Source organism: Colwellia piezophila ATCC BAA-637 (genome assembly GCF_000378625.1).
GTDB classification, from domain to species: Bacteria; Pseudomonadota; Gammaproteobacteria; order Enterobacterales; family Alteromonadaceae; genus Colwellia; species Colwellia piezophila.
This window is the reverse complement of sequence record NZ_KB905161.1, coordinates 422,275-448,171: the sequence shown is the minus strand read 5'-3', so window position 1 is coordinate 448,171 and position 25,897 is coordinate 422,275. Positions and strand designations below refer to the sequence as shown.

At 39.0% G+C, this 25,897-nt stretch carries 22 protein-coding genes; 10 read left to right on the top strand and 12 right to left on the bottom strand.

The genetic code is table 11. From position 1 onward, the window contains the following. The 8 genes from F580_RS24005 to F580_RS0105220 all read right to left on the bottom strand — a co-directional run bounded on the left by F580_RS24005 (position 1) and on the right by F580_RS0105220 (position 12,069). Positions 1–612, bottom strand: a complete 612-nt coding sequence (locus tag F580_RS24005) for a chemotaxis protein CheB (RefSeq protein ID WP_019026646.1) — start codon at positions 610–612, stop codon at positions 1–3. Between the two features lie 24 nt (positions 613–636). After that, on the bottom strand, positions 637–1,512 hold the full coding sequence (locus F580_RS0105250) for a CheR family methyltransferase (RefSeq protein WP_019026645.1): 876 nt from the start codon (positions 1,510–1,512) through the stop codon (positions 637–639). A gap of 312 nt (positions 1,513–1,824) precedes the next feature. Further along, positions 1,825–6,258, bottom strand: a complete 4,434-nt coding sequence (locus F580_RS24000; RefSeq protein ID WP_019026644.1) for a response regulator — start codon at positions 6,256–6,258, stop codon at positions 1,825–1,827. Positions 6,259–6,359: 101 nt separating this feature from the next. Then, positions 6,360–7,664, bottom strand: a complete 1,305-nt coding sequence (locus tag F580_RS0105240; protein ID WP_019026643.1) for a sensor histidine kinase — start codon at positions 7,662–7,664, stop codon at positions 6,360–6,362. A gap of 2 nt (positions 7,665–7,666) precedes the next feature. After that, entirely contained in the window at positions 7,667–8,395 is a 729-nt protein-coding gene (locus F580_RS0105235; protein WP_019026642.1) for a response regulator, read from the bottom strand. Positions 8,396–8,438: 43 nt separating this feature from the next. Next, the gene (locus F580_RS0105230) at positions 8,439–8,921 is read right to left on the bottom strand and encodes a DUF3019 domain-containing protein (protein ID WP_019026641.1); all 483 of its coding nucleotides are present in this window, start codon (positions 8,919–8,921) and stop codon (positions 8,439–8,441) included. Further along, on the bottom strand, positions 8,911–9,903 hold the full coding sequence (locus F580_RS0105225) for a MipA/OmpV family protein (RefSeq protein WP_019026640.1): 993 nt from the start codon (positions 9,901–9,903) through the stop codon (positions 8,911–8,913). The genes F580_RS0105230 and F580_RS0105225 overlap by 11 nt, the downstream gene beginning before the upstream one ends. A gap of 90 nt (positions 9,904–9,993) precedes the next feature. Beyond that, complete coding sequence (locus F580_RS0105220; RefSeq protein WP_019026639.1) at positions 9,994–12,069, bottom strand: TonB-dependent receptor; 2,076 nt, start codon at positions 12,067–12,069, stop codon at positions 9,994–9,996. A gap of 233 nt (positions 12,070–12,302) precedes the next feature. On the opposite strand from F580_RS0105220, the gene F580_RS0105215 reads away from it, so the two are divergent. The 8 genes from F580_RS0105215 (at position 12,303) to F580_RS0105175 (ending at position 19,348) form a co-directional block, all read left to right on the top strand. Continuing rightward, positions 12,303–13,520: an acyl-CoA dehydrogenase gene (locus F580_RS0105215; protein WP_019026638.1), complete on the top strand. Its 1,218-nt coding sequence runs from the start codon at positions 12,303–12,305 to the stop codon at positions 13,518–13,520. Positions 13,521–13,773: 253 nt separating this feature from the next. Further along, complete coding sequence (locus tag F580_RS0105205) at positions 13,774–14,739, top strand: ABC transporter substrate-binding protein (RefSeq protein ID WP_245560586.1); 966 nt, start codon at positions 13,774–13,776, stop codon at positions 14,737–14,739. 12 nt (positions 14,740–14,751) lie between these two features. Further along, positions 14,752–16,035, top strand: a complete 1,284-nt coding sequence (locus F580_RS0105200; RefSeq protein WP_019026635.1) for a diguanylate cyclase — start codon at positions 14,752–14,754, stop codon at positions 16,033–16,035. Positions 16,036–16,239: 204 nt separating this feature from the next. Beyond that, positions 16,240–16,989, top strand: coding sequence for a class I SAM-dependent methyltransferase (locus tag F580_RS0105195; protein ID WP_019026634.1), 750 nt, complete (start codon positions 16,240–16,242; stop codon positions 16,987–16,989). A 314-nt stretch (positions 16,990–17,303) separates the two neighbouring features. Continuing rightward, complete coding sequence (locus tag F580_RS0105190) at positions 17,304–17,801, top strand: P-loop NTPase family protein (RefSeq protein ID WP_019026633.1); 498 nt, start codon at positions 17,304–17,306, stop codon at positions 17,799–17,801. 27 nt (positions 17,802–17,828) lie between these two features. After that, entirely contained in the window at positions 17,829–18,608 is a 780-nt protein-coding gene (locus F580_RS0105185; protein ID WP_019026632.1) for a phytanoyl-CoA dioxygenase family protein, read from the top strand. Positions 18,609–18,735: 127 nt separating this feature from the next. Beyond that, on the top strand, positions 18,736–18,915 hold the full coding sequence (locus F580_RS0105180; protein ID WP_019026631.1) for a hypothetical protein: 180 nt from the start codon (positions 18,736–18,738) through the stop codon (positions 18,913–18,915). A gap of 64 nt (positions 18,916–18,979) precedes the next feature. Then, on the top strand, positions 18,980–19,348 hold the full coding sequence (locus tag F580_RS0105175) for a cupin domain-containing protein (protein ID WP_019026630.1): 369 nt from the start codon (positions 18,980–18,982) through the stop codon (positions 19,346–19,348). Positions 19,349–19,385: 37 nt separating this feature from the next. On the opposite strand, the gene F580_RS0105170 is transcribed toward F580_RS0105175, so the two are convergent. The 3 genes from F580_RS0105170 to F580_RS0105160 all read right to left on the bottom strand — a co-directional run bounded on the left by F580_RS0105170 (position 19,386) and on the right by F580_RS0105160 (position 22,594). Further along, positions 19,386–19,628, bottom strand: a complete 243-nt coding sequence (locus F580_RS0105170; protein WP_019026629.1) for a hypothetical protein — start codon at positions 19,626–19,628, stop codon at positions 19,386–19,388. Between the two features lie 70 nt (positions 19,629–19,698). After that, entirely contained in the window at positions 19,699–20,151 is a 453-nt protein-coding gene (locus F580_RS0105165; protein ID WP_019026628.1) for a hypothetical protein, read from the bottom strand. Positions 20,152–20,398: 247 nt separating this feature from the next. After that, the gene (locus tag F580_RS0105160) at positions 20,399–22,594 is read right to left on the bottom strand and encodes a S46 family peptidase (protein ID WP_019026627.1); all 2,196 of its coding nucleotides are present in this window, start codon (positions 22,592–22,594) and stop codon (positions 20,399–20,401) included. Positions 22,595–23,003: 409 nt separating this feature from the next. On the opposite strand from F580_RS0105160, the gene argR reads away from it, so the two are divergent. Then, a complete protein-coding gene (argR, locus tag F580_RS0105155) occupies positions 23,004–23,480 on the top strand; it encodes a transcriptional regulator ArgR (RefSeq protein WP_019026626.1) in 477 nt (158 codons plus the stop codon). Between the two features lie 172 nt (positions 23,481–23,652). Here the strand turns inward: argR and F580_RS0105150 are convergent, their stop codons facing one another. After that, entirely contained in the window at positions 23,653–24,897 is a 1,245-nt protein-coding gene (locus tag F580_RS0105150) for an outer membrane protein transport protein (RefSeq protein WP_019026625.1), read from the bottom strand. 340 nt (positions 24,898–25,237) lie between these two features. On the opposite strand from F580_RS0105150, the gene F580_RS0105145 reads away from it, so the two are divergent. Beyond that, positions 25,238–25,891, top strand: coding sequence for a fumarylacetoacetate hydrolase family protein (locus F580_RS0105145; RefSeq protein ID WP_019026624.1), 654 nt, complete (start codon positions 25,238–25,240; stop codon positions 25,889–25,891). The last annotated feature ends 6 nt before the right edge of the window (positions 25,892–25,897 follow it).

The window sequence follows — 25,897 nt, the reverse complement described above, 5'->3', positions numbered from 1 at the left end:
TTAATCCTTGTTTCCTAGCATGAGATTGCACAAAAATGGCGCAATATCATGTAAGGGTAAAATATGATCTACTGTATGTAAGTTAATGGCTGCTTTTGGCATAAAGTCAACTTCAGCGGTGTTGGGCTCTTGTACCAGTGTTAAGCCAGCGCGGTCTTTAATGGTCTTAAGGCCGATACTGCCATCACTGCTTGCACCTGTAAGTATAAGACCAATTAATTGATTTTTGTAGCAAGCACTCGCACTGTCAAAGAGTACGTCAATGGAAGGCAGTGCAAAATTAACTGGCGGCTCAAGACTTAAAGAAAATACTTTAGTATTTTCAATGAGTAAATGGTATTTTGCTGGTGCAATGTAAATATTCCCCGGCTTTATTGTTGCCCCTATCATTGCTTCCGTAACCGGCATAAGGCAATCTTTTTGAAAATAACTGATAAGAAAATCATTACGGTTGGCCCCCTCAAATACTACTTCACCTCTATGCTGCAGCACAATGATGGCAAGAGGAAAGTTATTTGGTAGTCTAGGCAATATATTGTGGAGCGCATTAAGTCCACCAGCAGATACACCGATCACTAGCGCTTGATAATGGCAGTTATTATCGCTTGCCATTATAAGTAAGCTGCTTGGCGACGATTATTCATAGTTGATTTTTTGAAAAATACGCTGGCCTTTAGCGATAGTCTCAAAGTTATTTTTTTGATTGCTAAATTCGAGAGACTCTTTATCACCTAATAATAGATAACCACGATGCAATAGACTTTGATTAAAGAGTGATAAGACATTGTTCTGTAGCTTTTTATCAAAATAGATAAGTACGTTACGACAAATTATTAAATGCATTTGCGCAAAACATTGGTCTTTTATCAGGTTATGGTGGGCAAAGGTAATATGCGCTTTAAGATCATTATGTATTTTGGCATAACCATGCTTGGCTTGATAATAATCAGCAAAAGAGGCTTTGCCGCCGGCCAGCTGGTAATTATGGGTGTACTCGGCGATCTTTTCTGCTTTATAAATACCTTGCTCTGCTATTTTTAACGATTGATTATTAAAGTCTGTTGCATATATTTGGCTACGAGCTAGTAAACCTTCTTCTTTTAACATGATGGCTAATGAATAGACTTCTTCCCCTGTGGCGCATCCTGCATGCCAAATATTTATCCGCGAGTAGGTTTTTAACTGGGTAAAAACCTTGTCTCTGAGCGCTTTAAATACCAGTGGATCACGAAACATTTCTGTGACGGTTACTGACATTTCTTTCAGGAAAATTTCAAAAAAATCAGGCTGGTATAACACTTTTGGAATCATTTCGGCAATGTTGTTGAGTTGCGCTTTTTTAAGGCAGTTGTTTATGCGGCGAGTGAGGGAAGCTTGTGCATAATGGCTAAAGTCATAATCATAGCGAAACTCTATGGCTTGGAGTAATAGTTTGATCTCTAGTGCCATGATCTCGTCTTCGTCAGGGCGATGGCTATAAGCTTTGGCCTTTGCTTGAGTGGTTGGCGTCAAGAGATTTTCCTTGTTATCGAATCAATGTTGCTGACTTAAAATGGTATTAGGGGCTGTTGATCTTTCGAGATTACTTTTACAGCAACTTGTTTGGTATTTAGACAAGGCAGAGTATGTGACGTGTAGCTAGCTACTCGAACATACGATAACGTAGTATAAATTTCAAACAAGTGCTGCCCTTTAGGGTTCATTTAAAACAAATTTACTCATTGTTGCTCGCTTTTTTAATAGAATGACTATGATACAAAGCTCTCGTCGCGATTAAATCCGTTTTAAATTGAATAAATTTTAACCCTGAAAGATCAACAGCCCCTAGTCTTTTTTAAATAACCAAATACGTAGAATTGAGACCAGTTTGTCAAAATCTATTGGTTTAGTTAAATATTCTGAGGCGCCAGATTTTAATGCTAACTCTCTATCTTCGGGCATCGTTTTCGCAGTTAGCGCGATAATTGGAGTTTTTTTATAGTTGTTCATGGTGCGGATAATTTGGGTGGCTTCATTACCATCCATTATTGGCATCATGGTATCCATTAAAATAAGTTCAAAATCGTTATGCTCTCTGAGCAGCTCAATCGCCTCTTTACCATTATTGGCCATTTCCACATCACAACCTATATCAATTAACTTTTTAGACAAGGCGTAGGTATTACGCATATCATCATCGGTTAATAATATTTTTCGTCCTTGCAAAATAGCGTCTTCATCATGTAAAAGCCGCATAGCTTTTTTATCTTTAGCTGTGGTTAACTTTCCTAACTTCTCTTCAATGTCGTGTAAGAATAGTGATATATCATCAAGTAAGCGCTCAGGAGAACCAATGCCTTTTATCACTACCGTAGAAGAGTATTTATCGAGCTCTGCTTGCTCTTGGTCAGTCACTTCTTTTCCGGTATAGACAATCACCGGAGGTAATACTTCTAGCTGGCCAGCATTAACTTGTTTTAATAGCTCAATGCCATCCATATCGGGTAAACCTAAGTCTAAAATAACGCAGTCATATTTACCGGTTAAAATAGCGGCACAGCCTTCTTCACCGGTAGCAACACAAGTCGCTTTTAAACCGATATTTTCCAGTAATCTTCGGGTCGCTTTACTATGGTGTAGATTATCTTCAATAATTAATACTTGGCGGATTTTTGCTTTAGATATATTTTCAATTTCAGCTAATACTTGATGCAGCTGTTCATGGCTAACGGGTTTGGTTTGTAAGCCAATGGCGCCTTCGGCTAATGCTTCACTACGATTCTCACTATGAGCTGAAATAATCTCTACTGGAATGTGTTGGGTTTTTAAGCTGGACTTTAATTGCTCTAATACTTGGTGACCATCAATATCAGGCAGCATAAGATCAAGAATAATGCCATTGGGCTGATGATGTTGTGCTAAATAGATACCCGAACGGCCATCACCGGCGACTAGGCATTTATAGCCACTTTTTCGGGCATAATCACGTAATATTTTCGCAAAGATTTTGTCATCATCAATAACTAACAGTGTTTTATCGCCCGCGATAATATTGAATCTATCGTCATCAATAAAAATATTCAGCTCTAAATCTATTTCTCTATCAATACGCGCTAATTCAGAGGTTTTAGCTTGGTTAGCGGCGGGGTAATTAGCAACTGCTTGCTGAGGTAATGTGCTTGCTGCGCTATTTTCACTCTCTAGGTCGGCTGCTATAACCTCGGTCTCATTTTTACTGGCAGGGCTAGCGATATCATCCGACGATAGTGGTAAAAATAGCGTAAAAGTACTGCCTTTATATCTTGTGCTGGTCAGTTGTATTTCCCCGCCCAGTAAATGGCTTAATTCTCTCGCTATGGTTAAACCTAAGCCGGTACCGCCATATTTTCGGCTAGTTGAGCCATCTTCTTGTTGAAAGGCCTCAAAAATGGCTTGTAGTTTATCTTCCGCAATTCCTACGCCGGTATCAGTAACCGCAATAGCCAAACTGTTGGTCACGCTTAAGTGCGGGTGTCTAAAGTGAGTGTTTTCAGCCGGCAGGGTAAAGTTTATTTTTACTTCACCCATTTCAGTAAATTTAACCGCATTAGAAAGTAAATTTCGTAAAACTTGCTCAAGACGTTGACTATCGGTGACTATGTTATCTGGTACATTTTTGTCTATGCTAGCAGACAGTTGAATATTTCTCTCTTTTGCCAACGGGTTAAAGAGTTGCAATAACTTTTCTTTAACTTGACTCAGTTGTACTTTTTCCAGATGAATATTTAATTTTCCCGCTTCTACTTTTGATAAGTCGAGAATATCGTTAATCAGGTGCAGTAGGCTTTGACCACCATCATAGATAATATGGGCATCTTCAACTTCAGTTTCATCTAAGTGACCACTGTTATTGTCAGCTAAGCCTTTAGCCAACAATAATAAGCTATTAAGTGGCGTTCTTAATTCATGGCTCATATTTGCTAAAAATTCAGACTTGTATTTACTTGCTATAGTCAGTTCTTTAGCTTTAATCGACAACTCTTGCTCAGAAGCGGCAATCTTGTCTCTTTGTGCTTGTAAATCTTTTTGTCTTTGTCCTAATTCTTCATTAGAGACTTGAAGTTCCTCACTTTGTTGCCTTAACTCCTCTTCTGAGGCTTTTAATTGCTCGGTTTGTTCGACTAGATTTTCATTGGCACTTTTTAACTCTTCTTGTTGGGTTTGTAATTCCTCAGCCTGTTGCTGAGTTTCGTGTAAAAGTTGTTTGGTTCTTTGTTGATTAAATAGGTTGTTAATGACTATGCCGAGACTTTGAGCGACTTGCGTTAATGTTATCTGCTGCTCCTCAGTAAATTCGTGGAAGGAAGCCAACTCAATAACGGCCATGACTTTGGTTTCAAAAAGTACCGGTAACAGTATTAAATTAAGCGGTGTTTGCTCACCTAAGGCGGAATTTATTTGAATATAATCACCCGGTACCTTAGTCAGGAGAATAACTTTTCTCTCTTTCGCGCACTGGCCAACCAAGCCTTCGCCGATATTGATAGTAGCGGCAATATTTTTTCTAGAGTGGAAGGCGTAACTGCCGACCAGCGATAATTTATTACTATCTTCTTGCTCTTTTATATATATCACCCCATGTCCTGCTTGGCAGGCCTTGGCTAAACTGGTGATGATGTCATCACTCAATTTGCTAAGATCTGTGATGCCCTGAGTCAGTTCGTTAATTTCAGCTAATTGATGCTGGCGCTCATTTTGTTTAGATAGCTGATCGTTATTTTGCTGTAAGTCGGCTTCAAATTTTTTCTCTTGGGAGATATCTCGAATAAAACCGGTGTAAATCCTGTTTTGAGCATCTTGCTTGGTAACTTCGCCAACAGACAGCGCAATAGGGAATATAGTGCCATCTTTTTTAAGTGCCTTAACCTCTCTGCCACTGCCAATAACTTTTTTTATGCCGCTAGTTTTATAATTATTGAGGTAACTATCGTGCTCGGCTGTATAAGGCATAGGCATCAGCATTTTAATATTCTCTCCTATGATTTCCTCTCGACGATAATGAAATAAACGCATAGTCGAGTTGTTACACGATAAAATAGTACCTAGTTCATCTATGGTTAAAATAGCATCCAAACTGGTATTCACTATGCCCTCATTAAGGGCCATTTTTTCTGCCAAGCTAGTATTTTTCTCAATAATTTGCGCCTTCATATTATATAAAGCATGGCCTAGCTTGTCTTGCTCACTTTTAGGGTGAATTTCCTGGCTAAAATCCCCCGATGCGATAGCTTCAGCTTGTTGCGCCGCTTCGGCCATGGATTGTACGGTGCTATTAATTGATAGGGATAAATCACCGAGTTCATCATTGCTGATTTGGGTGATTTGTTGGCTTAAATCACCGGTGGCTACCTTCTTGGCCAGCTCCTTTAATCGGGTGATAGGTAAACTAATAAGCCGAGCAATAATAAACGAGCCTAATGTGGCTAGAATCGTGCCGATAATTATCAGCAAAAGAATTTGTTTAATAGCCGACTTCTCATGCTCTTCGGCAGCGTAGAGTGATTTTTGGGTGAAATCTTCGATTTCTTTTAATAACTGCTCAAGCTCGTAGTCAATTTCATCTTCTTCTATTTCAATATTGTGAATAAGCTGTTCAAGCTCCGCCAGCTCCGCCAGCAAGCTGCTTTGTTGAAGCTCAGTCCTACTCTCTGTCAAATACTGCTCAGTTGAGGTGGCAGTATCATTGCCTTGGGGTTCTCCTAGAGGTGCGGAGTCCTTGAATGCTAAACCATTTAGTTTTGCATTGAGCAGAGCAATGATTTTCATCGCATGTTTTTGATAACTCTTGTGCTCGGCGCTTATATTTATGATTTGTTTTAATACGTATTGGAATTCTTGTTTGTCTGCCTCGTAAGGCGTGATTTCTATGTCATCATTTACCTTAGACTCTACCAGAATCAATTCTTGTTTAACTTGCTCACCGTAGCTGAGAAACTTAGCTTTAGCCATGGCGTACTCTTGCACGGTCAACGCTGATTGAAATGTCTGTGTACCTAAGCGTAATAGACGCTCTAAATACAGAGCTTGTTCGAGTTGATGGGTTTCTATCGCGGTAATACTTCGTATTAACGGCATATCAATTTCAGCAATTTCTTCAACCTCTTCACCAATCAATTTCATTTGATTTAAAGCATAGAGGCCAATAATTAACATTAAGGCAATATTAATAAATGCATTAAGGATGAGTTTTTTCTTTATGGTGAACTGAAAACCAGATTTTTGCTGAGAATTATTATGCATAACTTTTGTTAGTCTTTACTGAGTAAATAGCTATCTACAAAGCATAGTAAAGTATGATGAAAAGCCTAATTTATATCGGTTTATTGTGGTGATTTTTGCTGCTAACGGAGTTGTTTTGGAAAGTTCAAGGTAAAGCAAGCACCGGATAGCTGCTTGCTATTGCGGGCATTAATGCTGCCTTGATGCCAGTCCATGACTTTACTGCAGATGGCCAAGCCTAAGCCAAAGTGACCTTGCTCTCTTGATCTGTCCGCATCAAGTTTGACAAAGGCAGTAAATATGATGGCAAGTTTATCATCGGCAATGCCTTTGCCATCATCTTCCACGGTAATAGTCAGTAGCTGATTAGTATTACTTATGGTGAGTACTACTTGGTTATTGGCGTAACCTATAGCATTACTTATAAGATTGACTAAAGCGCGATAGCTCCAGTGATAATCTAATGCATAGTCTATGCTGGCATCACCCGTTAAATGTACGGTAATATTTTTTTGCTCTGCCAATACTTGGCAATCATTAATGGCAGAGGTAATTAAGGCATAAACATTAGTTTGCTGCTTTTTCAAATTTAGCCCTTGGCGCTCCATCGAGGCATAGTCAAGAAATACCCGGGTCATTTCTTCCATACAGGTTAATTCATTATCCATGCGTGAGAGATAAGTGTTTTTCTTTTCAACTGATTTACTGTCTAAAGCCGCTTCTATGCCAAAACGTAAACAAGCCATTGGCGTGCGAATATCATGGGATAAACTGCGGGCGAGAATTTTATTATCGGCCACCAGCTTTTCAATTTTACTGGCCATGGTATTAAAGCTTTGCTCTAACACCTTTATATAGGAAAAACGGCTGCTGGCGATACGGACATCAAGCTGTCCTGAGCCAATTTTAGCGGCCGCATTATTAAGTAGGTATAACCGTCTTGTTAAGGGAATTAACCATAAAATTAATATGCCACATATGCTTACGTAGAGTATTAAGGTTAAGATGAAATTTAAGTTATTATCATCAATTTTTTCAGCGGGTAACTCAAGGCGCAATAAAAATTCAGCATGATTGGTGATGTTTTTTAATAAGTATTGATTGCTGCTTGAAGCAAGTAGCAAGCCGCCTTGCTGTTTTAACTCTGCTACCAGTGAACTAGGCAAGGCAATTTTTTTACTGGAAGCTAAGCTGGTTTTTATTTGATAATGTTGTTGAAATAATTCAACTTTTTCAGCTAACTGTATACTGCTTAGCGAACTAAGTTCGTCAGATAGCCCATCAAGCAGCTGACGGTAGATAGTCGTTGCTGGTGTCTCAGTTATTTTATCTTCGTTTGAATACTCTACTAGTTTATCTAAGCCCCAGCCAATAAAAAATAGCGAGCCCAATACGGTAAAGATAATACTAATATAAATGCCACGCATGGTTATTCTTCATTGTCCAAGCTTGGTTTTTCTTGCCAAGCATCACTAACAAATAAATAACCTTTGCCCCAAATAGTTTTAAACTTTTGCGGTTTTTGTGGATCGTCATTAAATAATTTTCGTAAGGTCGATAACATTACGTCGAAGCGCCTATCTTGGCCATCATACTCACGTTTTTTCAACGCTTTAAAAACCGAGTCTCTATCAACAACACTGCCAGCATGCTGGGCTAAGTAGGTGAGAAAGGTAAATAGGCTGGTTGATAACTCAACTTCTTTATCTTGATAAACGACACGCTTTGCTTCTTGGTTTATGGTGAGATCACCAAAAACAAGCTCGCTATTGAGATTACTTTCTGCTTTATTACTTTGACTTAATTGACGGTTAATACGCGCTAATAAAGCACGCGGACGAACAGGCTTTATTACATAGTCATCCGCGCCAGCTTCTAAGCCAATCACTTCATCAAATTCATCGGCGCGGGCGGTTAACATAATGATTGGAGTTGCTTGGCTTTGTTTATTCTGGCGAATAAGCCGGCAAACTTCTATGCCATTTAGGCCAGGTAACATGACATCGAGTAAAACGATATCAGTGCTATTTCTTTTGATAACATCCATCACTAAGTCGCCACGGGCAACATGGGAAACATTAAAGCCTTGTTCGCTTAAATATTCACAGACCCAATCAGCAAGGCTAATATCATCTTCTACCAATAAAATATTAAACATTTAATTTTTCCTAGTATTTATCTAGCTACGGCACTTGCCTTTATTAAAACATTCTCCAGCGACGTTTACGGGTGGTGTTTTTATGTTGCCAACTAACTTCGACTTGCGTCTCGGCGATGACTTTATTATCACTTACAGTACGTAGCTGATAGTTAATGCTCTTGTTAGATTCAAACTCAATTTTTATTTGCAGCTTGTTATTGTTTTGCCAACAACCTAGCTGCTTATTTTTACCTTCTTGATACAAGCAAAAACTTTGCTTGTCTGATGACTGCCATTGCAATTCTACCGTAGCAAAACAATCTCGGCCTTGCCTTAAGGTGACACATTGTTCGGGCAGGGCAGTAAACGTTACTTCGGCACTATTAACCGTTTTGACCTCATTAGCATTTACTTGTTCAGCTAAAAGTAAGCTGCACAGTAATAAAGCTACTATGAACTTTACTCTTAGCTGGGCCTTTAACGGTGCTTTGAGCGGTACTTTTAACTGTGATATGGCAATTCCTTTGCCGGCATTAAAATACATACAGCACCCCAAGCACCACTTGAGTTATTTGGTTAGTATCAACCAAGGGGCTTTCTTTTACATTTTTTGAAAAAATGCTGTGGGTTATGCCGGTATGAAAAGACCAACTTGCTGATATAGGGTATTGCGCATAAATCTCCGCTTGCCCTCTGAAGCCACCTTTAGCGGTATATTCAGGCCGAGTTTCAGTTACTTCGTTGCTAGCAACACCAATATAGTAATCAACAATATCTTGGCTAAAATAGCTTAAACCGACACCTAGATAAATATCCCAATTTCTATAGAGAAATAAATGGCTGTAAAAGCTATCAATAATTAGGCCACTGACATGATCGCCATACTCATCATCACCGGTATGAGCTGAGGCAAGGTCAAGGGTAAATATGCTATCTTTAAAGTACTGCGAGTAACGTATAGCTAAGCCGATGGTGACTTCACGTTCAGTTAAACCTAACAGTACTTCTTCATCGCCGCCACCATATTCAATTAGTGAGTCTGAGTCATAACCTTGCATATACACCTTGGCTATCAGATCAAGTTGCCAATTCTGTTCAACAACAAGCTGATAGCCAAATTCAGTACCGCCAAGTAAAGCACTTGAGCGTCTTTGATTGCTCTGTAAATAAAATCCTTTATAAGAGATGTCAAATAACAAACCCGGCATAAAGTAATGCAATAACTCATCTTGCTCGATGCCTGCAATAATCGTCGGGTTATAAACTAAAGAGAAATCAAGTGCAAATTGCCATTCAAACGCATCTTTGAGTACAGGTTTGTTGGCGTCATATTCTTGCTCTGCGCTAATTTCTAAGCGAGCACTGTGCTCCAAGTTATCACTGGTTTCTTGTCCATAACTTAACGAGCTAAACATCAATAAGCTAATGGCAACTAGCCAGCTAAAGCCATGATTCTGTCTTCGTCTGATATTATTTTTTTTAAAGGGCATAGCAGAGCACAAAGTAAATTTACAAAAAGTAACCATATGTTACCACTTTGTAAATATTACTTGCGCTAGCTAGGCAATTTTATTGTTTAAAAAGTGTAAGCAATGTTAAACAACTTGAAAAAAACGCTAAAAGCTCATTTTTAAACCGATATAAGGGAATATGCCAACATCTTCCTCGCCGCTGATATTAAACTCGGTTAAGGTGTCGCCGTCTTCGGGGTCATAATAATAACCGGAGACATTTTTTTGTGCCATGGCATTAATAACCGCCATGGTCCACTGGGCGTCATAACCCCAGTAGGTTGTTTGGTAGTTCGCTTCTAAATCTAGTCGATGATAAACCGGTAAGGTTTTAGCGTTGAGCTCACCATACTCTGGTAAGAAGTGATCGTCATAATCAGGGTTTTCACGCAAACCAACAATAGGGCTATATTTTGCGCCACTACGTAGGGTAAAGCGTAAGCCAAAATCCCAGTGCTGGTTTAGCTGATAATTAACCACTACATTGGCAACCAATGGCGTATCGAGGTAATAATCAGCGCTAATATGGGTTAGGTCGTCAGTACGCTGGCTTTGCGACCAACTTAACGATGCCCAACCAAACCAGCCACTTTCGCGCTCACGCCTAACTAACCACTCAATCCCTTGAGCATCGCCGGAAGTATCATCGGTATAATTAGCCTGCCAGTCGACTTCAGCGGTATGCTCATCAATTGAGCGAGGTAACTCGGTTAACTCTTTATGGTAGATATCAACTGAGGTGAACCATAAGCCGTTTAAGTCATAATCAAAACCTAAAGAATAATGTGTCGCTTGTGGTGACTTAATCTCAGGATTCCCAAGTTTTGGCAGTGCAGTATCTACGTCAGGGAAACGGCTATAGGTTCCGGCCTTGGCTTTGATGGTTAAGTTATCGGTGGCAAGCCAATCTAGCGCTAGCCTTGGATGAATAAAGTCTTGCTCGGTATAATCGTTACGTTCAGCTCTAATGCCATAGGTAAGTTGCCAGGTATCGCTCATTTGCCAAATATCATGAAGATAAATGGCAAGGTCTTCGTCGTTCAGTGAGGAGTTGTCTTGGATTCTATCGCCTTTAAAAGTATTACAATCGGCATCATTTTCGGTGCAAAAATAAGGAATAATATCGTAACTATAATCGATGTCAGTTTTACTGTAATCAATGCCAAAACCGAGTTTGTGGTTTGTTAGCCAGTTAATTTGTGAGGAAAAGCGTACATGGTATTTTTCTTCTTCGACTTCAATAAATTGCCCTTGACCAAATTTTTGAGCTGTTTTTTCCACGGTATGGCCAGCAATTAGTTGCATGATTTTTTGTTGTTCACCATAGTATTGCCATGAAAGACTTTGACTATCAAATTGAGTGGTGATTTTCAAATCACCTATGCTATCGGGGTTAATTTTACCCGACTCAGAGTTTTCTGAAATATTAATTCCGCCTGTATCACTGGCGCCTGATGCGCTAAGCGTTAACTTGTGAGCGTCACCGATTAGCCATTGATATTTAGCTTGATAATCGTCACTAATGGGGGCTTTAAAGATGGTATAACCATCTTCTTCGGTGCCTTCAGGTAAGAAGAGGTGAATTTGACTACGACGATATGAGAGGTAAAAAGCCTGCTCTTCAAAGGTTTCCCCTTCGATCATAAAACCACTTTTAAGCATGCTTAAATCAATGGTGGAGGTTATCTCTTGTTGACGAGGATCGCGTAGTTTTACATCGAATATGCCACCCGTGGCGTTGCCGTATTCACTACCAAAGGCCGCAGGGTGTAAGTTAAAGTCTTGGATCAGATTTTCATTAAAAATACTGTCGCCAAATAAATGAAAAATATAGGCGACAGGAATATCGTCAATATAAAAGGCATTATCATCAGGAGAGGAGCCGCGTACTGCCGGCGAACCACCATCACCACCCGCATAAATAATACCGGGTAAACTATAAACGGCGCTTAACGGATCATTACCAATACCGGCAACACTCATTAATTGTTCGGTTTTTTCGGTCATCTCACTGTTAGCTTGGTTACGCTTTGAGGTCACTTCAATAACCTCAATATCTTGCCCTACTGTTTTCTGCTCTTTTTCTTTAGTTTCGCTATTTTCCGCGGCAACTGCCATTGGCAGTACAAAAGAAAGTAAAAGTAGTGAGCTTGCCATACCAGTGGCGGGGGTTATTTTCATTAGTGGGCAATCCCTGTCAGTTTTTACTGTGGTTACTTAGTTTTAATATGGGAGGATTTTGCCTAATCCAGTTGTATAAATCCGTAACCCAAGTGTCGAAAAACTGTCAGAAAGTGTAAGTTAACAGTTTTCTTATTCTATCGCATGATGCCATCAGCATTGCATTGACTTGTTAAAGCTTTCTATTACTATTTCAAATATATTATGCCCAACCGCAATTTTAGGTAAATCTTATGTCCAATACAAAGATAAGCACAGCGAGTCAAACAGCGAAGACAAAAAAAGTACATTTTAATTGGCAAGACCCGCTGTTGCTTGACTCGCTACTTTCTGAAGAAGAACGGTTAGTACGCGATAGCGCTCATCAGTATTGCCAAGAAAAACTCATGCCGCGTATTTTAATGGCTAACCGCCATGAAAAATTTGACGTTGAGATAATGAAAGAATTTGGCGCACTGGGTTTGTTGGGCGCGACCATTGAAGAGAAGTACGGCTGTGCCGGCATTAATTATGTTAGTTATGGTTTGATTGCGCGAGAAGTAGAGCGGGTAGATAGCGGTTACCGTAGTGCTATGAGTGTGCAATCTTCCTTGGTTATGCACCCTATTCATGCTTATGGCAGCGAGACACAGAAAATGAAATATTTACCTAAGCTAGCAACGGGTGAATATATTGGCTGTTTTGGCTTAACTGAGCCTAATTCCGGCTCTGATCCCGCCAGTATGGCAACGAAAGCGGTAGCTGTTGATGGTGGTTACCAACTAAATGGCAGTAAAATGTGGATCACTAACTCACCCATTGCCGATGTGTTTATTGTTTGGGCCAAGCTTGATGGTGTTATTAAAGGTTTTATTCTTGAAAAAGGTATGACTGGTTTATCAGCACCAAAAATTGAAGGTAAGTTCTCGTTGCGTGCTTCAATCACGGGCGAAATAGTGATGGAGGATGTTTTTGTACCAAGCGAGAATATACTACCCAAAGCCAGTGGTTTATCAGGTCCTTTTGGTTGTTTGAATAAAGCGCGTTACGGTATTGCTTGGGGGGCACTTGGCGCTGCTGAATTTTGTTGGCATGGCGCGCGTCAATATACTTTAGACCGAGAACAATTTGGTAAACCTTTAGCGGCAACACAATTGATTCAGAAAAAACTAGCCGATATGCAAACAGAAATTAGCATTGGCTTGTTAGCTTGCTTGCAAGCAGGGCGTCTGATGGATGCTAACAATTTAGCCCCTGAAGCTATTTCACTGATCAAGCGTAACTCTTGTGGCAAAGCGCTAGATATTGCTCGCCAAGCGCGAGATATGCACGGTGGCAACGGTATTAGTGATGAATTTCATATTATTCGTCATGTAATGAACCTTGAAGCGGTTAATACCTATGAGGGCACACATGATGTGCATGCTTTAATATTAGGACGAGCACAAACGGGTATCCAGGCGTTTTTTTAGTCGGAAATTGAGCTTTAACCAAAAGCACCTGGTATCGAAAGTAAAGCCAGTATTACCTGGAACGATAAAAGTTAAACCTGGAACGATAAAAGTTAAACCTGGAACGATAAAAGTTAAGAGGCAAGGGGCGAAGCAAGAAGTTTTCAGAACAATGATCCAAATATAATATTTGTTTCTATACTTAGAAAATGACTTTATTTGGTATTATTTATTTATTTTGATTAAAAAGTCCCTTATTTTTTATGCAATTATATTGCTTACGCTTACCTGTGCCGCGCTGCTTTACTCTCATTTGCAAGCGCGTTGGCAACAGCCAAAATATAAAGTAACTATTGCTGTTTCTAAAACGCCTTTATCAACACCTTTTTATGTGGCTAAGGTCATTGGGGCTTTTGATGATACTTGCGTTAGCGTTAAGTTTGTTGAGGTTGATGGTGGCCAAAGGGCCTTTGCTAAAGTGATGAATGGTGAGGTTGATTTTGGTACTAGCTCAGATTCAGTGATGGCTTTTCAAAGTCTCGCCAGTAAGTCTTTTGTCAGTCATGCCATGTTTGTTCAGTCAGATAATGATGTAAAACTCATTACCCGCCCATCGGCACAAATTAACTCATTTATTGATCTTAAAGGTAAACGCATAGGTGTTACTAAACGCACGGCAAGTGAATATTTCTTAAGTATGTTATTAGCACTGGAGGGTTTGACTACTGAAGATGTTGAGCTTGTTCATTTTAAACCAGAGCAGCTTATTAATGGTTTTATTGATAATAAAATCGATGCTTTTGTGCCTTGGGAACCTTTTGCTTTTCATAGTGTTCAATTGCTTAATAAACAAATTAAAATTCACGATAGTAAAAGTTTGAATACCTTAAGTTTTAATTTGATTTCTCAAACCGCGGATACTCTTTTGGTCGACAAAGCAAAGTGCATCATTCAAGGGCTAAATACCGCCATTAACTATATTACTTTGCATCCGGCTAAAGCTAAACAAATAGTCATTAATGAACTACAGCTTTCTGCCGAATTTATTGACTGGGTGTGGCCAGATTACATTTTTAAACTAGGATTAAACCAGTCCTTAATTTTAAGCATAAAATCTCAGGCCATTTGGGCGATTGATACTCACATGAGTCATTTTACTGAAATGCCTCACGTTGAGAACTTCATTGATAGCAGAGCGATGTTGCAGGTAATGCCAGAAGCGGTAAATATCCCCTTGTAAGAGGAAGTGAATATGAAGGTAAGTCTGTCGCAACGCATCTATTTTTTCACTCTAAGTAGCTGTTTATTATTTGTTATTTTACTTAGTAGTGTTATATGGACATCACAAGCAGTGGAGCTTGCTTTTAGTCGAGATAACTATGCCCAACAACTTGCCAACCAAACAAATGCGCTCAAGCAATTAGTTGTTAGCGATAATATATACGCAAGTCACTATAGCGTCAGTAATTGGCAAGTTTTACAGCATAAACTGAGCAGTTTGCTTAAGTCCTCACCGCAATTACCGCCGCAACAACAAATCATTCAGCATAGTATCAAGAGTGAAAATGAAATCTTAAAACGTTTATTTGCACAAATTACTAAGAACAAGTTAAAAAATGCCAATACATCGATAAAAATTTATTTAAAAGCAAGGTTGATGACGCAACTAGAAGCTATTCGCTCTGATTCATTACAGTTATCGGCTATTGCCCATGAAGACATTTACCAGACTATAAAACAACAAGCTTTATTTATTATTTCAGTTTCTGCCGCCAGTATGGTCGCGCTGTTGTTGGGCGCCATTACGTTAACGCACATAGTGAGAAAATCCTTTGATGAAGTAAAACGTGCTTTTAAGCAAAATCACAGTGGTCATTTTGAAAAAATAAAGCTTTCTTATCACTCTCAAGAGTTTGATAGTATTGCCAAAGCTTTTAATGTCATGAATGAAAAATTAAGTGAAACGACGGTTTCTTTAGGCGTGATGAAGAAGGTAGTTGAAGAACGAACCCATGTTTTGGAACGGCTCTCTAATACGGATCCCTTGACTAAGGTTGCCAATCGCAGAGCGCTGTTTGAACGTGGGGAAATGGAATACTCTCGGGCAGTGAGAAATAAAAACAATCTGACGCTACTTTTACTCGATTGTGATTTATTTAAAAACGTCAATGATGAATTTGGTCACTTATTTGGTGATGAATTGTTGATACATATTTGTAATATATGTGGCCAAGAGATACGAGATATTGATTTTTTAGCCCGATATGGCGGTGAGGAATTTATCATAGTTTTACCTCATTGTGATATTGCTGGTGGTGTTGAGACCGCTAACCGTATTCAACTTTCGTTAGCGAAACATTGCTTGGCAATTGAAGGCAAAGAGGTTTGTGTAACCTTAAGTATTGGGGTGAGCATGCTTACCGCTCGACATAAAAACTTAGAGCAATTAATTAATGATGCCGATAAGGCTATGTATCAAGCCAAGGAAAAAGGGCGAAATAGAGTAGAAGTCATCACTCCTACCCACTTGCACTAAAGTTTTCTATTTACCCTCAATTCTTGATAAGCAAAGTTACTCAAAAAGCTATTTTAGGTTTTTACAGAGTTGTTACATATTTTGAAACAAGTTATTTATTGCTGAAATAAAACGCTGTTATAAACTGCTATAGTGCGCTGTAATCACTAAAGATGAGTTACGCGCTGTATATTTTATTAACGACAGTCAGGGATAAAAATAATAATGAAGACAATTCAAAGTAAGTTTACTGCCAAATTCTCAGCACTTGCAACGTTAAGTTTATTTGCTTTTAGTGCTCCGCTATTGGCCTGTTCACTCGACTTATCCGGACGAAGTGATAACGATATCCAGCAAGATTCTGGCCGAAAACCGGCACAAGTTATCGAATTTTCGGGCGTTAAAAAAGGTGATACGGTGCTTGATTTATTAGCCGGCGGCGGTTATTACTCGGAATTATTATCTCGTGTCGTTGGTGAAAAAGGTGAAGTCACCCTACAAATCCCCAAGGCTTATCTGAAGTATGCCGAAAAAGCGCTTAAAGTTAGGCTTGCAGATGACAGATTGAAAAATGTTAACTACCTACTGAGCGAAGCAGAAGACCTAAAACTTGGCGAGAATAAATACGATAGTGCTTTTTTAGTGTTAGGTTTTCACGATATGTTTTTCCAAGATGATGGCTGGAACTTTACCGCTGATGTGGTGATGCCTCAGTTACTTAAATCATTAAAGCCGGGTGGAAAATTGCTCGTTATAGATCATGCTGCCGCAGAGAACAGTGGCATTCGTGATGTGAAATCGCTGCACAGAATTGACAGTGCCTTTGTTAAGGCGGATTTAGAAAAGCGCGGCTTTAAATTAGTTAAAACGTCTAAAATACTGACGAACAATGCTGATGATCATAGCAAGTTAGTATTTGTCCCCGAACTTCGCCGTAAGACTGATCGTTTTGTGATGTTATTTGAGAAAATTTAGCTATAAATTTAACGGCAAATTATTAGTTAACCTGAACTCTGGATAAGCAGCACTTACTCATTATCCCCCTTTATCCGATTCTCAGCGTTAAAACGTCGATAAATAACCCGTTATTCATAAACGTTTTGCCTTGATAATCAAATAAATTGGAACATTGATAGAATATATAGCTACTTAATCTTATAAATTTTGTTCTTAACAATCTAAGTTGTTGTTTTTTCTTAAACATCAAGTACTCATTATCCAGAGCTCAGGTTAGTTAAACTTTTAAATCTTTGCTAAGTAGATATTCATAGCAAGGATAAGGATGAATATTGAAAAAATTACTTATTTTTGGTAACTCGGCCAGTGGTAAATCTACCCTGGCTAAACAATTGGCCAAGACCGAAAACCTCGCCCATTTAGATCTTGATTTGTTGGCGTGGCAAGCAACAAATCCGCCAATAAGAATGCCTCTCGCTGAAAGTGCGCTAGCGATAGAGCAATTTATGCATCAGCATAACAGTTGGGTAATAGAAGGCTGTTATAGTGACCTCTTAGGTATTGCTCAGGCAAACTCATCAGCAATAATCTTTATGAATTTATCGATTGATGATTGTATTGCCAATGCCAATAATCGTGCTTGGGAGCCGCACAAATATGAGTCTAAATCTGCCCAAGATGCTAACTTAACCATGCTTATCGAGTGGATTTCACAATATGAACTAAGAGAAGATACTTTCTCTAAAGCCGCCCATGTTGAGTTTTATCAAAGCTATATCGGTGAGAAGAAAATTCTCAATAGCAATGCCGAGTTAGTCAGCATTGGATAAGTAAAATTAACAACAGGTAAGGGCCTGATGATAGAATATTATAATAAAAAAGGTTATGTACTTATTCGAAACTTTCTTAGTGATAAGGAAGTACGTGAGCTGCGCACCATAGTCACTGAATTTCATCAATTATGGCAACAAGAGAACGCTGATTTTTATGCTAAACAAGCGGTTAACTCTGCTTACCTGACCAGTAATGAATTTTTAACTAATCAGCAACGAGCGCAACTATTTAATTTTATCGGCTCAACTAAAGTCATGAGCCTGGTCCATAAATTAATACCTACTCAGCCTTGTTTTATCAATACCCAGCTTTTTTTTAATCCCGTCAATGAACAACAAAATAATTATTGGCATCGAGACCCACAATATCATTTATCTGTTGAGCAACAAAAAGCAGCGCTAACGGCATTTGATGTCTTTCATTTTCGTCTGGCACTAGCAGATGAACCGGGTGTTGAATTGGTGCCTGGCACCCATAAACGTTGGGATACTAAGGAAGAGCTTGAGGTAAGATTAGAGCAGCATGGCCATAAAAACAATCAAGCACTTAGCCAGGGAAAAATCATCAAGCTAGGCGCAGGTGATTTATTGATCTTTTCTGCCAATATGATCCATCGTGGTTTGTATGGCATGGATCGTTTGGCGCTCGATATACTTTTTTGTCCGCCGGAGCCGAGTATTTTAGAGTTTATTAGAGACGATTGTTTACCGAGCCAAGACTCACTGGCCTCAATAGCAGATAGTAGCGCCTTTGCTAATACGCTTACGTTAAAGCAGTCCTTACAGCAAAGTCTAAAGTCGTAAAATATCCAGATGTAAAGTGACTCGAAATTCGCGCTTGATAAAACGTTAGCTATAGTTACTTGAATATATTGCTATCTTTTCGGATTTGGTAAAAAGGGATTACAGTAAATTAATTCAAGGAAGGTGCATGGGGAAGTTATTAATAACAGCGAAGACTTATTATTGGGCGTCGATAGTAATGTCTTTAGTTGTGGTATATAACCTAGTAAAAAGAGATTTTATAGCTGTAGGTATATTTCTTATTCTATCGGCGTTACTGATCGCTATTGGTTTAATCATTAGTCGAAACCATTCGAATCAAGGTTAGCTGTAAATTATTATCATACTTAAAACTAAAACTAAAACTAAAACTAAAAAGAAAAAGAAAAAGCATGAAAGATAAAATTAATCTCAATGAGAAATTCTCACTATTTGATGAGCATTGGTCACCTAAAGTCATTGCCGAAAGTAATGGCCAGTTAGTCAAAATAGCAAAAGGTGAGGGTGAACTGGTTTGGCATAAACATGATAATGAAGATGAACTGTTTATCGTTTTTAAAGGCCAATTAACTTTGCAATTAAAATCGGGTGATATCGTGCTCAATCCAGGGGAAATGTATGTTGTGCCTAAGGGCGTTGAACATTGTCCTAAAGCGCTAGCTGATACGCATTTTTTAATGGTCGAGCCAGCAAGCACCGCACATACCGGCGAGACTATTAGCGAAAAGACTGTGCCTTCATCAGCGCAAAAGTGGATTTAAAGTGTTTATTAACTATATAGGATGGCATATCCAGTAACTAAGACTTGATTTTATCACCATTGGCTTGAGTCTTTTTTTCTTTAACTATACGTTTATCCACTTGCACCATTTTTATGGTTTGTTCGACCATAGGATCAGGGGTGAACATCTGCACAAACACACCAAAAGCAAAAGCTATGCCTTTACGTTTTTTGGCTAGCTTTAATAACCAACAGGCAGTAATCGCCAATACCACAAAAAATAGCCACGGGGCCAGCATCAAATAAAATAAGTTTTCCATGGGTTTTCCTAAAATAAACAGTTAATTATTTTCTATAACCAAGAGATATGGCGATAGCATAAAAGTTAAATTAAGAAAGGTTTTGCTGGTATTGTAACTTTGCCTGATAACAAGATTTTTGAGTATACAAAGCGTTTTGTCTGCCTTGGATGTAAGTGTGAGTGATGAGTTGTTCTTGATAAGCCAAGCGAATAAGTGTTTGTACATTGACTTGGGCAATATCGATATCAGCTGCAAACATTGCAGCAAGAAAAAGTGCAGTATTTAGGCGGTAGTTATGCTCTTGTTGTAATAATGTCAGTAGACTTTTTTGCAGTTTTGATTGGACACTTGGCTGATAAGCTAAGTCGTTAAGCACTGTGCTAGTGTTGAACTGTTCTGCTAGGTCAACACTATCTGTGGCCGCATGGTAGTTGCTTGCTAATACCGAAGATAAAGGCAATGCCAGAGCTGAATGTACGGACAGGGAAGCGCAAAGTAGCAGTAAAAACTTTATCAAAAACTGTATCAAACCGTTTTGCATTGCTCCCTCCCTTATCTTTTCAATCCAAACGCCATTTGTCATTTAAAATAAATGACGGCCTTAGCTAGTTAATATGGTCATTAGTTTTTGTTTCAAGAGCGACGGTTAAAAAATGTGTTGGGATGAATTTTAAATTTGTGTAATTTACTTAGTTGTTATAAGAAGTGACGCGAATATTCTTCCTCACAAAAATAAAAACCCGACACAAGGTCGGGTTGTTAGTATTTGAATGGTTGTTAAGTTTTATTTACTCAACAATATCCATTTCTTCAATTAAGTTAGTGGCGCCATCTACGTGCTCCATAACCCAAAGCATATAACGCACATCAACGTGAATTGAGCGATTCAATTTAGTATCGTAATCCCAATCACCAATGATGCTTTCATAAACACCATCAAACACTAAACCAACAAATTCTGCTTTGTCATTTAGCGTCGGTGAGCCTGAGTTACCACCGGTAATATCAAGCGTACCTAAGTAGTTTACCGGTACTGAGCCAAGCGATTTTTTTGCGTATTCGCCGTACTGCTTTTTATTAATTAAATCTAATTGCTTTTGCGGGGCATCAAACGGTGCAACACCGGTATCTTTAGCAACAATACCTTCAAGCGTAGTGTAAGGCGTAGCCGTTAAACCATCTTGAGGCGAATAACCTTTTACATTACCGTAAGTAATACGCAAAGTGCTGTTAGCATCGGCATATACCGGTAAGTTATTATCGTTGAAATAAGCAATAAGCGCTGCCATGTATTTAGGGCGGAATGCTTGGATATTACCGGCTAGTTCTTTTGACTTATCTTCAATCGCTTTACGCTCGTTAAAGCTAGCAACGGCTAATTGAATAAACGGGTCTTTGCTGTTGTTAAAATCACTGACAGATTTAGTCATCAAGGCTAAACGTTGCTCTTGTGAATTAAGCGTGGTGTTTTTGTACATTTTTGTTAACTGTTTACGTAACTTCTGCTCGTTAAAGTTTTTAGCTGTGCTATTCGTTAAGCCAAAGAATTTATCAAATGACTTGATGCGTTCATCTTTAGGTAAAGCAACGTAGTGTCTTAACATCGCAACAAGAATTTCTTTATCAATTTTCTCGTCATAACGACGATCAACAGACTTCATACCTTGTTCAAAACGAGCGATATCACGTTCTTGATAACCACGTTCACGTTCAATATTTGGCTTAGTGTTTTCAATAGCCAAACGGTGCAGTGATTTCGCCGTAGATAACATTTTGCTGTAACGCATGTAGCCTAAAATTAAATCACGCGCTTGTTGCTGGTCATCTTGTTTAACTAACTTATCTAAACCAGATAACGCTGCACCATATTGGGCTTTACGCTTTGAACTGCTGTTTAACCAGGTAGTTAAGTTTGTTTCAAGTTCTTGCTTACGTTGTAAGAAAGTACCCTTGTTGTAACTGTGGATCATAGAACCATAGTTTTTCGCGTAATTAGCAAGACCTGCTAATGTGCTTTCGTATTTAATACGCGCTTCACTGCCAACGGCTGAATGGGTATGAATTAAATCAATGATCTCTTCACGGTAAGCTTTAGCATTTGGATAAGTCCAAGAGAAAGTATTTTCCACTTCATAGGCTGTGCGGTAGCGGTTAGTTCTGCCTGGATAGCCAAGCACCATGATGTAATCACCGTCATCTACACTGCTTTTATTTACTTTTAAGTGATGCTTAGGCAGGTATGGCACATTGTCTTTATGAAAATCAGCAGGTTGGCCATCTTTGCCAACATAGGCGCGATAAAAACCGTAATCACCGGTGTGACGTGGCCACATCCAGTTATCGATATCGCCGCCGTATTTACCAATGCTGCTTGCTGGCGCGTGTACTAAACGCACATCACGAATCGTCAGTTGTTTGAATAAGTAATACTCTAAACCACCGTGAAAGTTAACCACGCTACAGCGGTATCTATCATCATTTTCACATTCAGCGACTAATTTTTTTGAATTAGTATCAACAGCTTTATAACGATCACTACCTGACATTTTCTCAGAGACGCCTGACTTTACCAGTTTAGTGACTTCGGTAATTTCTTCGGTTACATAAATGCGACTACCGGGTGTTGCCGGTAATTCTTCCGCGAAATTTTTAGCTAAAAAACCATTTTTAAGTAAGTTGTTTTCTGCGGTTGAGTTGTATTGAACTGAACCATAAACACAATGATGGTTAGTTGCCACCAAGCCTTGATCAGAAACAAATGAAGCCGTACAGCCACCAAGGCTAACAATGGCGCCCATAGGGAAGCCTGTTAGATCGGTTAAATCATTTGGATTTAATTTTAAACCGGCTTTGGTTAATTCTTTGGCGATTGTTGGTAATTGGTTTGGTTGCCACATACCTTCATCGGCTAATACCGCCGTGCTAGTAAGCGCTAGCACTGGCAACATTACTTTCAAGGTAAGTAGTTGTTTAAGCTTTTTCATAAGTTCCCTAACAATAATTTTCTGGATTATGTTTTAGTTGTTTTTTTAGTTATCTATTAGTCATAGCTCGCCTAGGGCTGAGTTACGATTTATTAACACTTGCGGATTTTGCGCTAGTACCGGGGGAGAGTCAAAAAATCAGCCGAAATAATAGTTAAAAATGTGTAAAAGATGGCTTGCTATGGCTTGCTAACTTGATAAAGGTTGATTTTGTTATGGAATTTGAGAATTGAGCAGATAGTCAGCGGCCATAGAGTACAACAGGAGAGATTTAATCATCTGCGTTGGGATAATCATTTGGCGGTTATTTCATCTTAAAATAAAGCACTAGAAGTGAATAAATATTCACTTTACGACGGGCATATAGTGTAGAATTCATATATAACCATTAATTATATGAAGAAGCTAAATGACTAGCACTCGCAAAGAAAAAGAATCCTTATTAGTTCATGCCTTTAAAAAATTACTAAAAGAGCAATGTTATGGCTCTCAAGGTCAACTGGCAACAGCACTTGCTGAGCAGGGCTTTAAGGATATGTCACAAGCAAAAATTTCTCGTTTATTATCTAAGCTTGGTGCCGTTAAAACACGTAACACTAATAATGAGATGATTTATATTTTGCCTGATGAATTAGCGGTACCTAAGTCTAAGCAGTCAATAGAATCTGTGGTGTTGAGTGTAAAGCATAATAATATGCAGATTATCTTAAAAACGGGCATTGGTGCGGCGCCATTAATTTCTCGTATGTTAGATAGTATGGGCGAGTCTGCGGGAATCTTAGGGACACTTGCTGGCGATGATACTATTTTTATTGCACCAGTGAATGTGAATAGAATTGAAGAAATCACTCAATCTATTCGTCAACTTTTAGCGGTAAAAGAGTAACCCTATAGCCTTAATTGTAAAAATTAACCGTTAAGGTTAAGCCGGTTAAAGCACAACTCGCTGAGCTTAGCCAATAATACAAATGCAAAAAAAGTCCTCACCAAACGGGGAGGACTTTCTTAAACACTATTCACTATCAATGAACATAGCCTACTAGCCGCAATACATCACTTTAGAAAACGTGATTGTATTGTACTGAAACGAGATAAGCATCGCCTGTTGATTCAAATTCCCACTGTTGATCAAAATCATCAGTTTCAGTGAAGGTCTGCGTTTCACCTTGAACAATACTTACACCGAAATCGATAGAAGAGTTATTATCAAAAGTGTAATTTACACCACCACTTAACCAGACACGGTTAGTATCAGGGATTGAGATAGAGCGATGATCGGCATCGGCAGGAGATTCGTCATAAGCGATACCCGTTCTTAGCGTTACTTTACTGCTAAGTTGGTAGGTGGCACCTAGGGCATAACGCATTGAGTCAGAAAAATTCTCTTCCTTTTCAAAAGCAGGACCCTCTACACCTTCAGCATAGGCAGCTAGTTCATCAAAACTACTCCAGCCCGTCCACAATGCAGAATAATGTATTGAGGTTTTCTCACTGACTTGATGAAGGCCTGAAAATTCCATAATCGCAGGTAAGCTAATATCCATAGTGCCAGGAACTACTTGTCCGCCTAAAACGTGGTCATTACTATAATCACCTTCAAGCTCTAGTTTTACTTCACTGCGGTAGCTAAAACCTAAGCGGTGGTTTTCATTAAAGTCATACGATAAACCCATGTTCCAACCATAAGCAATGTCATCTCCAGCTAAGTTTGCTATTTCGGCTTGAGCAGGTATATCGTAAGGGTTTTGACCAGCATTACGTACCAATGATGCATCGGCATAAATAACATTTAAACCACCACCGATTACAAACTGGTCATTTACTTTATAAGAAAGGCTGGTATTAAAATTAACGGTAGTGACGGAGGTTTCACCCGCTAGTGAGCCCGCCGCATAATCGTCATCAAATTCAGTCGCTAAACCAAAGTTTGAGAAAGTAGCAAAACCAAGGGCAAACTTGTCATTTAATGGCATAACTAAATACATGGCAGGAATAAAAGCACTGGGCGCAATACTGTTATCATCTAGCGCTGAAGCTGGGATATCTCCAGGTGCATCAATACCGGTTAAGCTAACATCAGGCATAACATAAGTACCCGTAACTGAGAATTCCATGGTATCGAACTGTGCCATAAGGGCAGGGTTACGGGCCACAACAGAAGCATCGTCAGCAATGGCGGCTTCACCAGCGAAAGCTCTACCTAAACCAGCAGCGCTGTGCTCAGCTAACTGAAAGGCAGCACCAACACTGTAAAATGATGAGCAGGTTAACGATAGCGCTAATAAGGATTTCTTGAATGTCATAATTTTTGGACCATTTCTTATAATTTTAAAGTAATGAGCCTACCTCAAAGGTCAGACCAGAACTGTTATCAATGGTAATAACTGGTAATCAAACTGTAGCACTGGTGAGAATATCTGCTGTTACGAGTGTTAGGGAGGCTGTCAACGTTGTTGGTGATAGCTAATGCTATTTTATAGCGTGCTTTGACGATATTTATTTTATCGGGAGTTGTATGATTTTTGCTAGTGAGATGAAATACATGGCTTTATATTTTAACATTAGAGATAAAATCCCCTTGTCCCACTACAAGTAACTGATTATTATGCCCGCTATCAATACTATGTAGGTCAATAGCACTTTATGAATACAGTTACCTTAGTTTCAGCTGGTATATCAGCACAGCAGATAACCCCATCAAAAATAGTTTGTATCGGTCGTAATTATGTCGATCATATTAAAGAGCTTGCTAATGAGATGCCGGATGAAATGGTGGTGTTTTTTAAGCCTAATTCGGCCATTAGCACCACGCTTAACGCTAAGCATAATGATGATATTTTACATTATGAAGCCGAGTTAAGTTTTCTTTATCAAGGTGGCCAGTTTACTGCGGTTGCGCTTGGTTTAGATTTAACGAAACGTGAGGTGCAGGCTAAATTAAAAGCTAAAGGCCTGCCATGGGAACGTGCTAAGGCGTTTGATGGTTCTGCTGTTTTTAGTGACTTTGTTAGCATTGCGCAAGATGAAATTCACCAGCTAAATTTATCGATGACTATTAATGACAGACTCAAACAACGAGGCGGGGTGACGTTGATGATGGTAAAACCTGATGAAATATTAACAGCATTACAATCATTTGTTACCCTTGAAGATGGCGATATTGTTATGACAGGTACACCTAAAGGTGTTGGTATTATTACTAAAAATGATGATTTTATCGGTCAGGTTTTTTTGAAGCAAACAGATAACTTAGTTACTAACAATGTCTTACTCACTTGTCAGTGGCAAGCGCAGTAATAATTT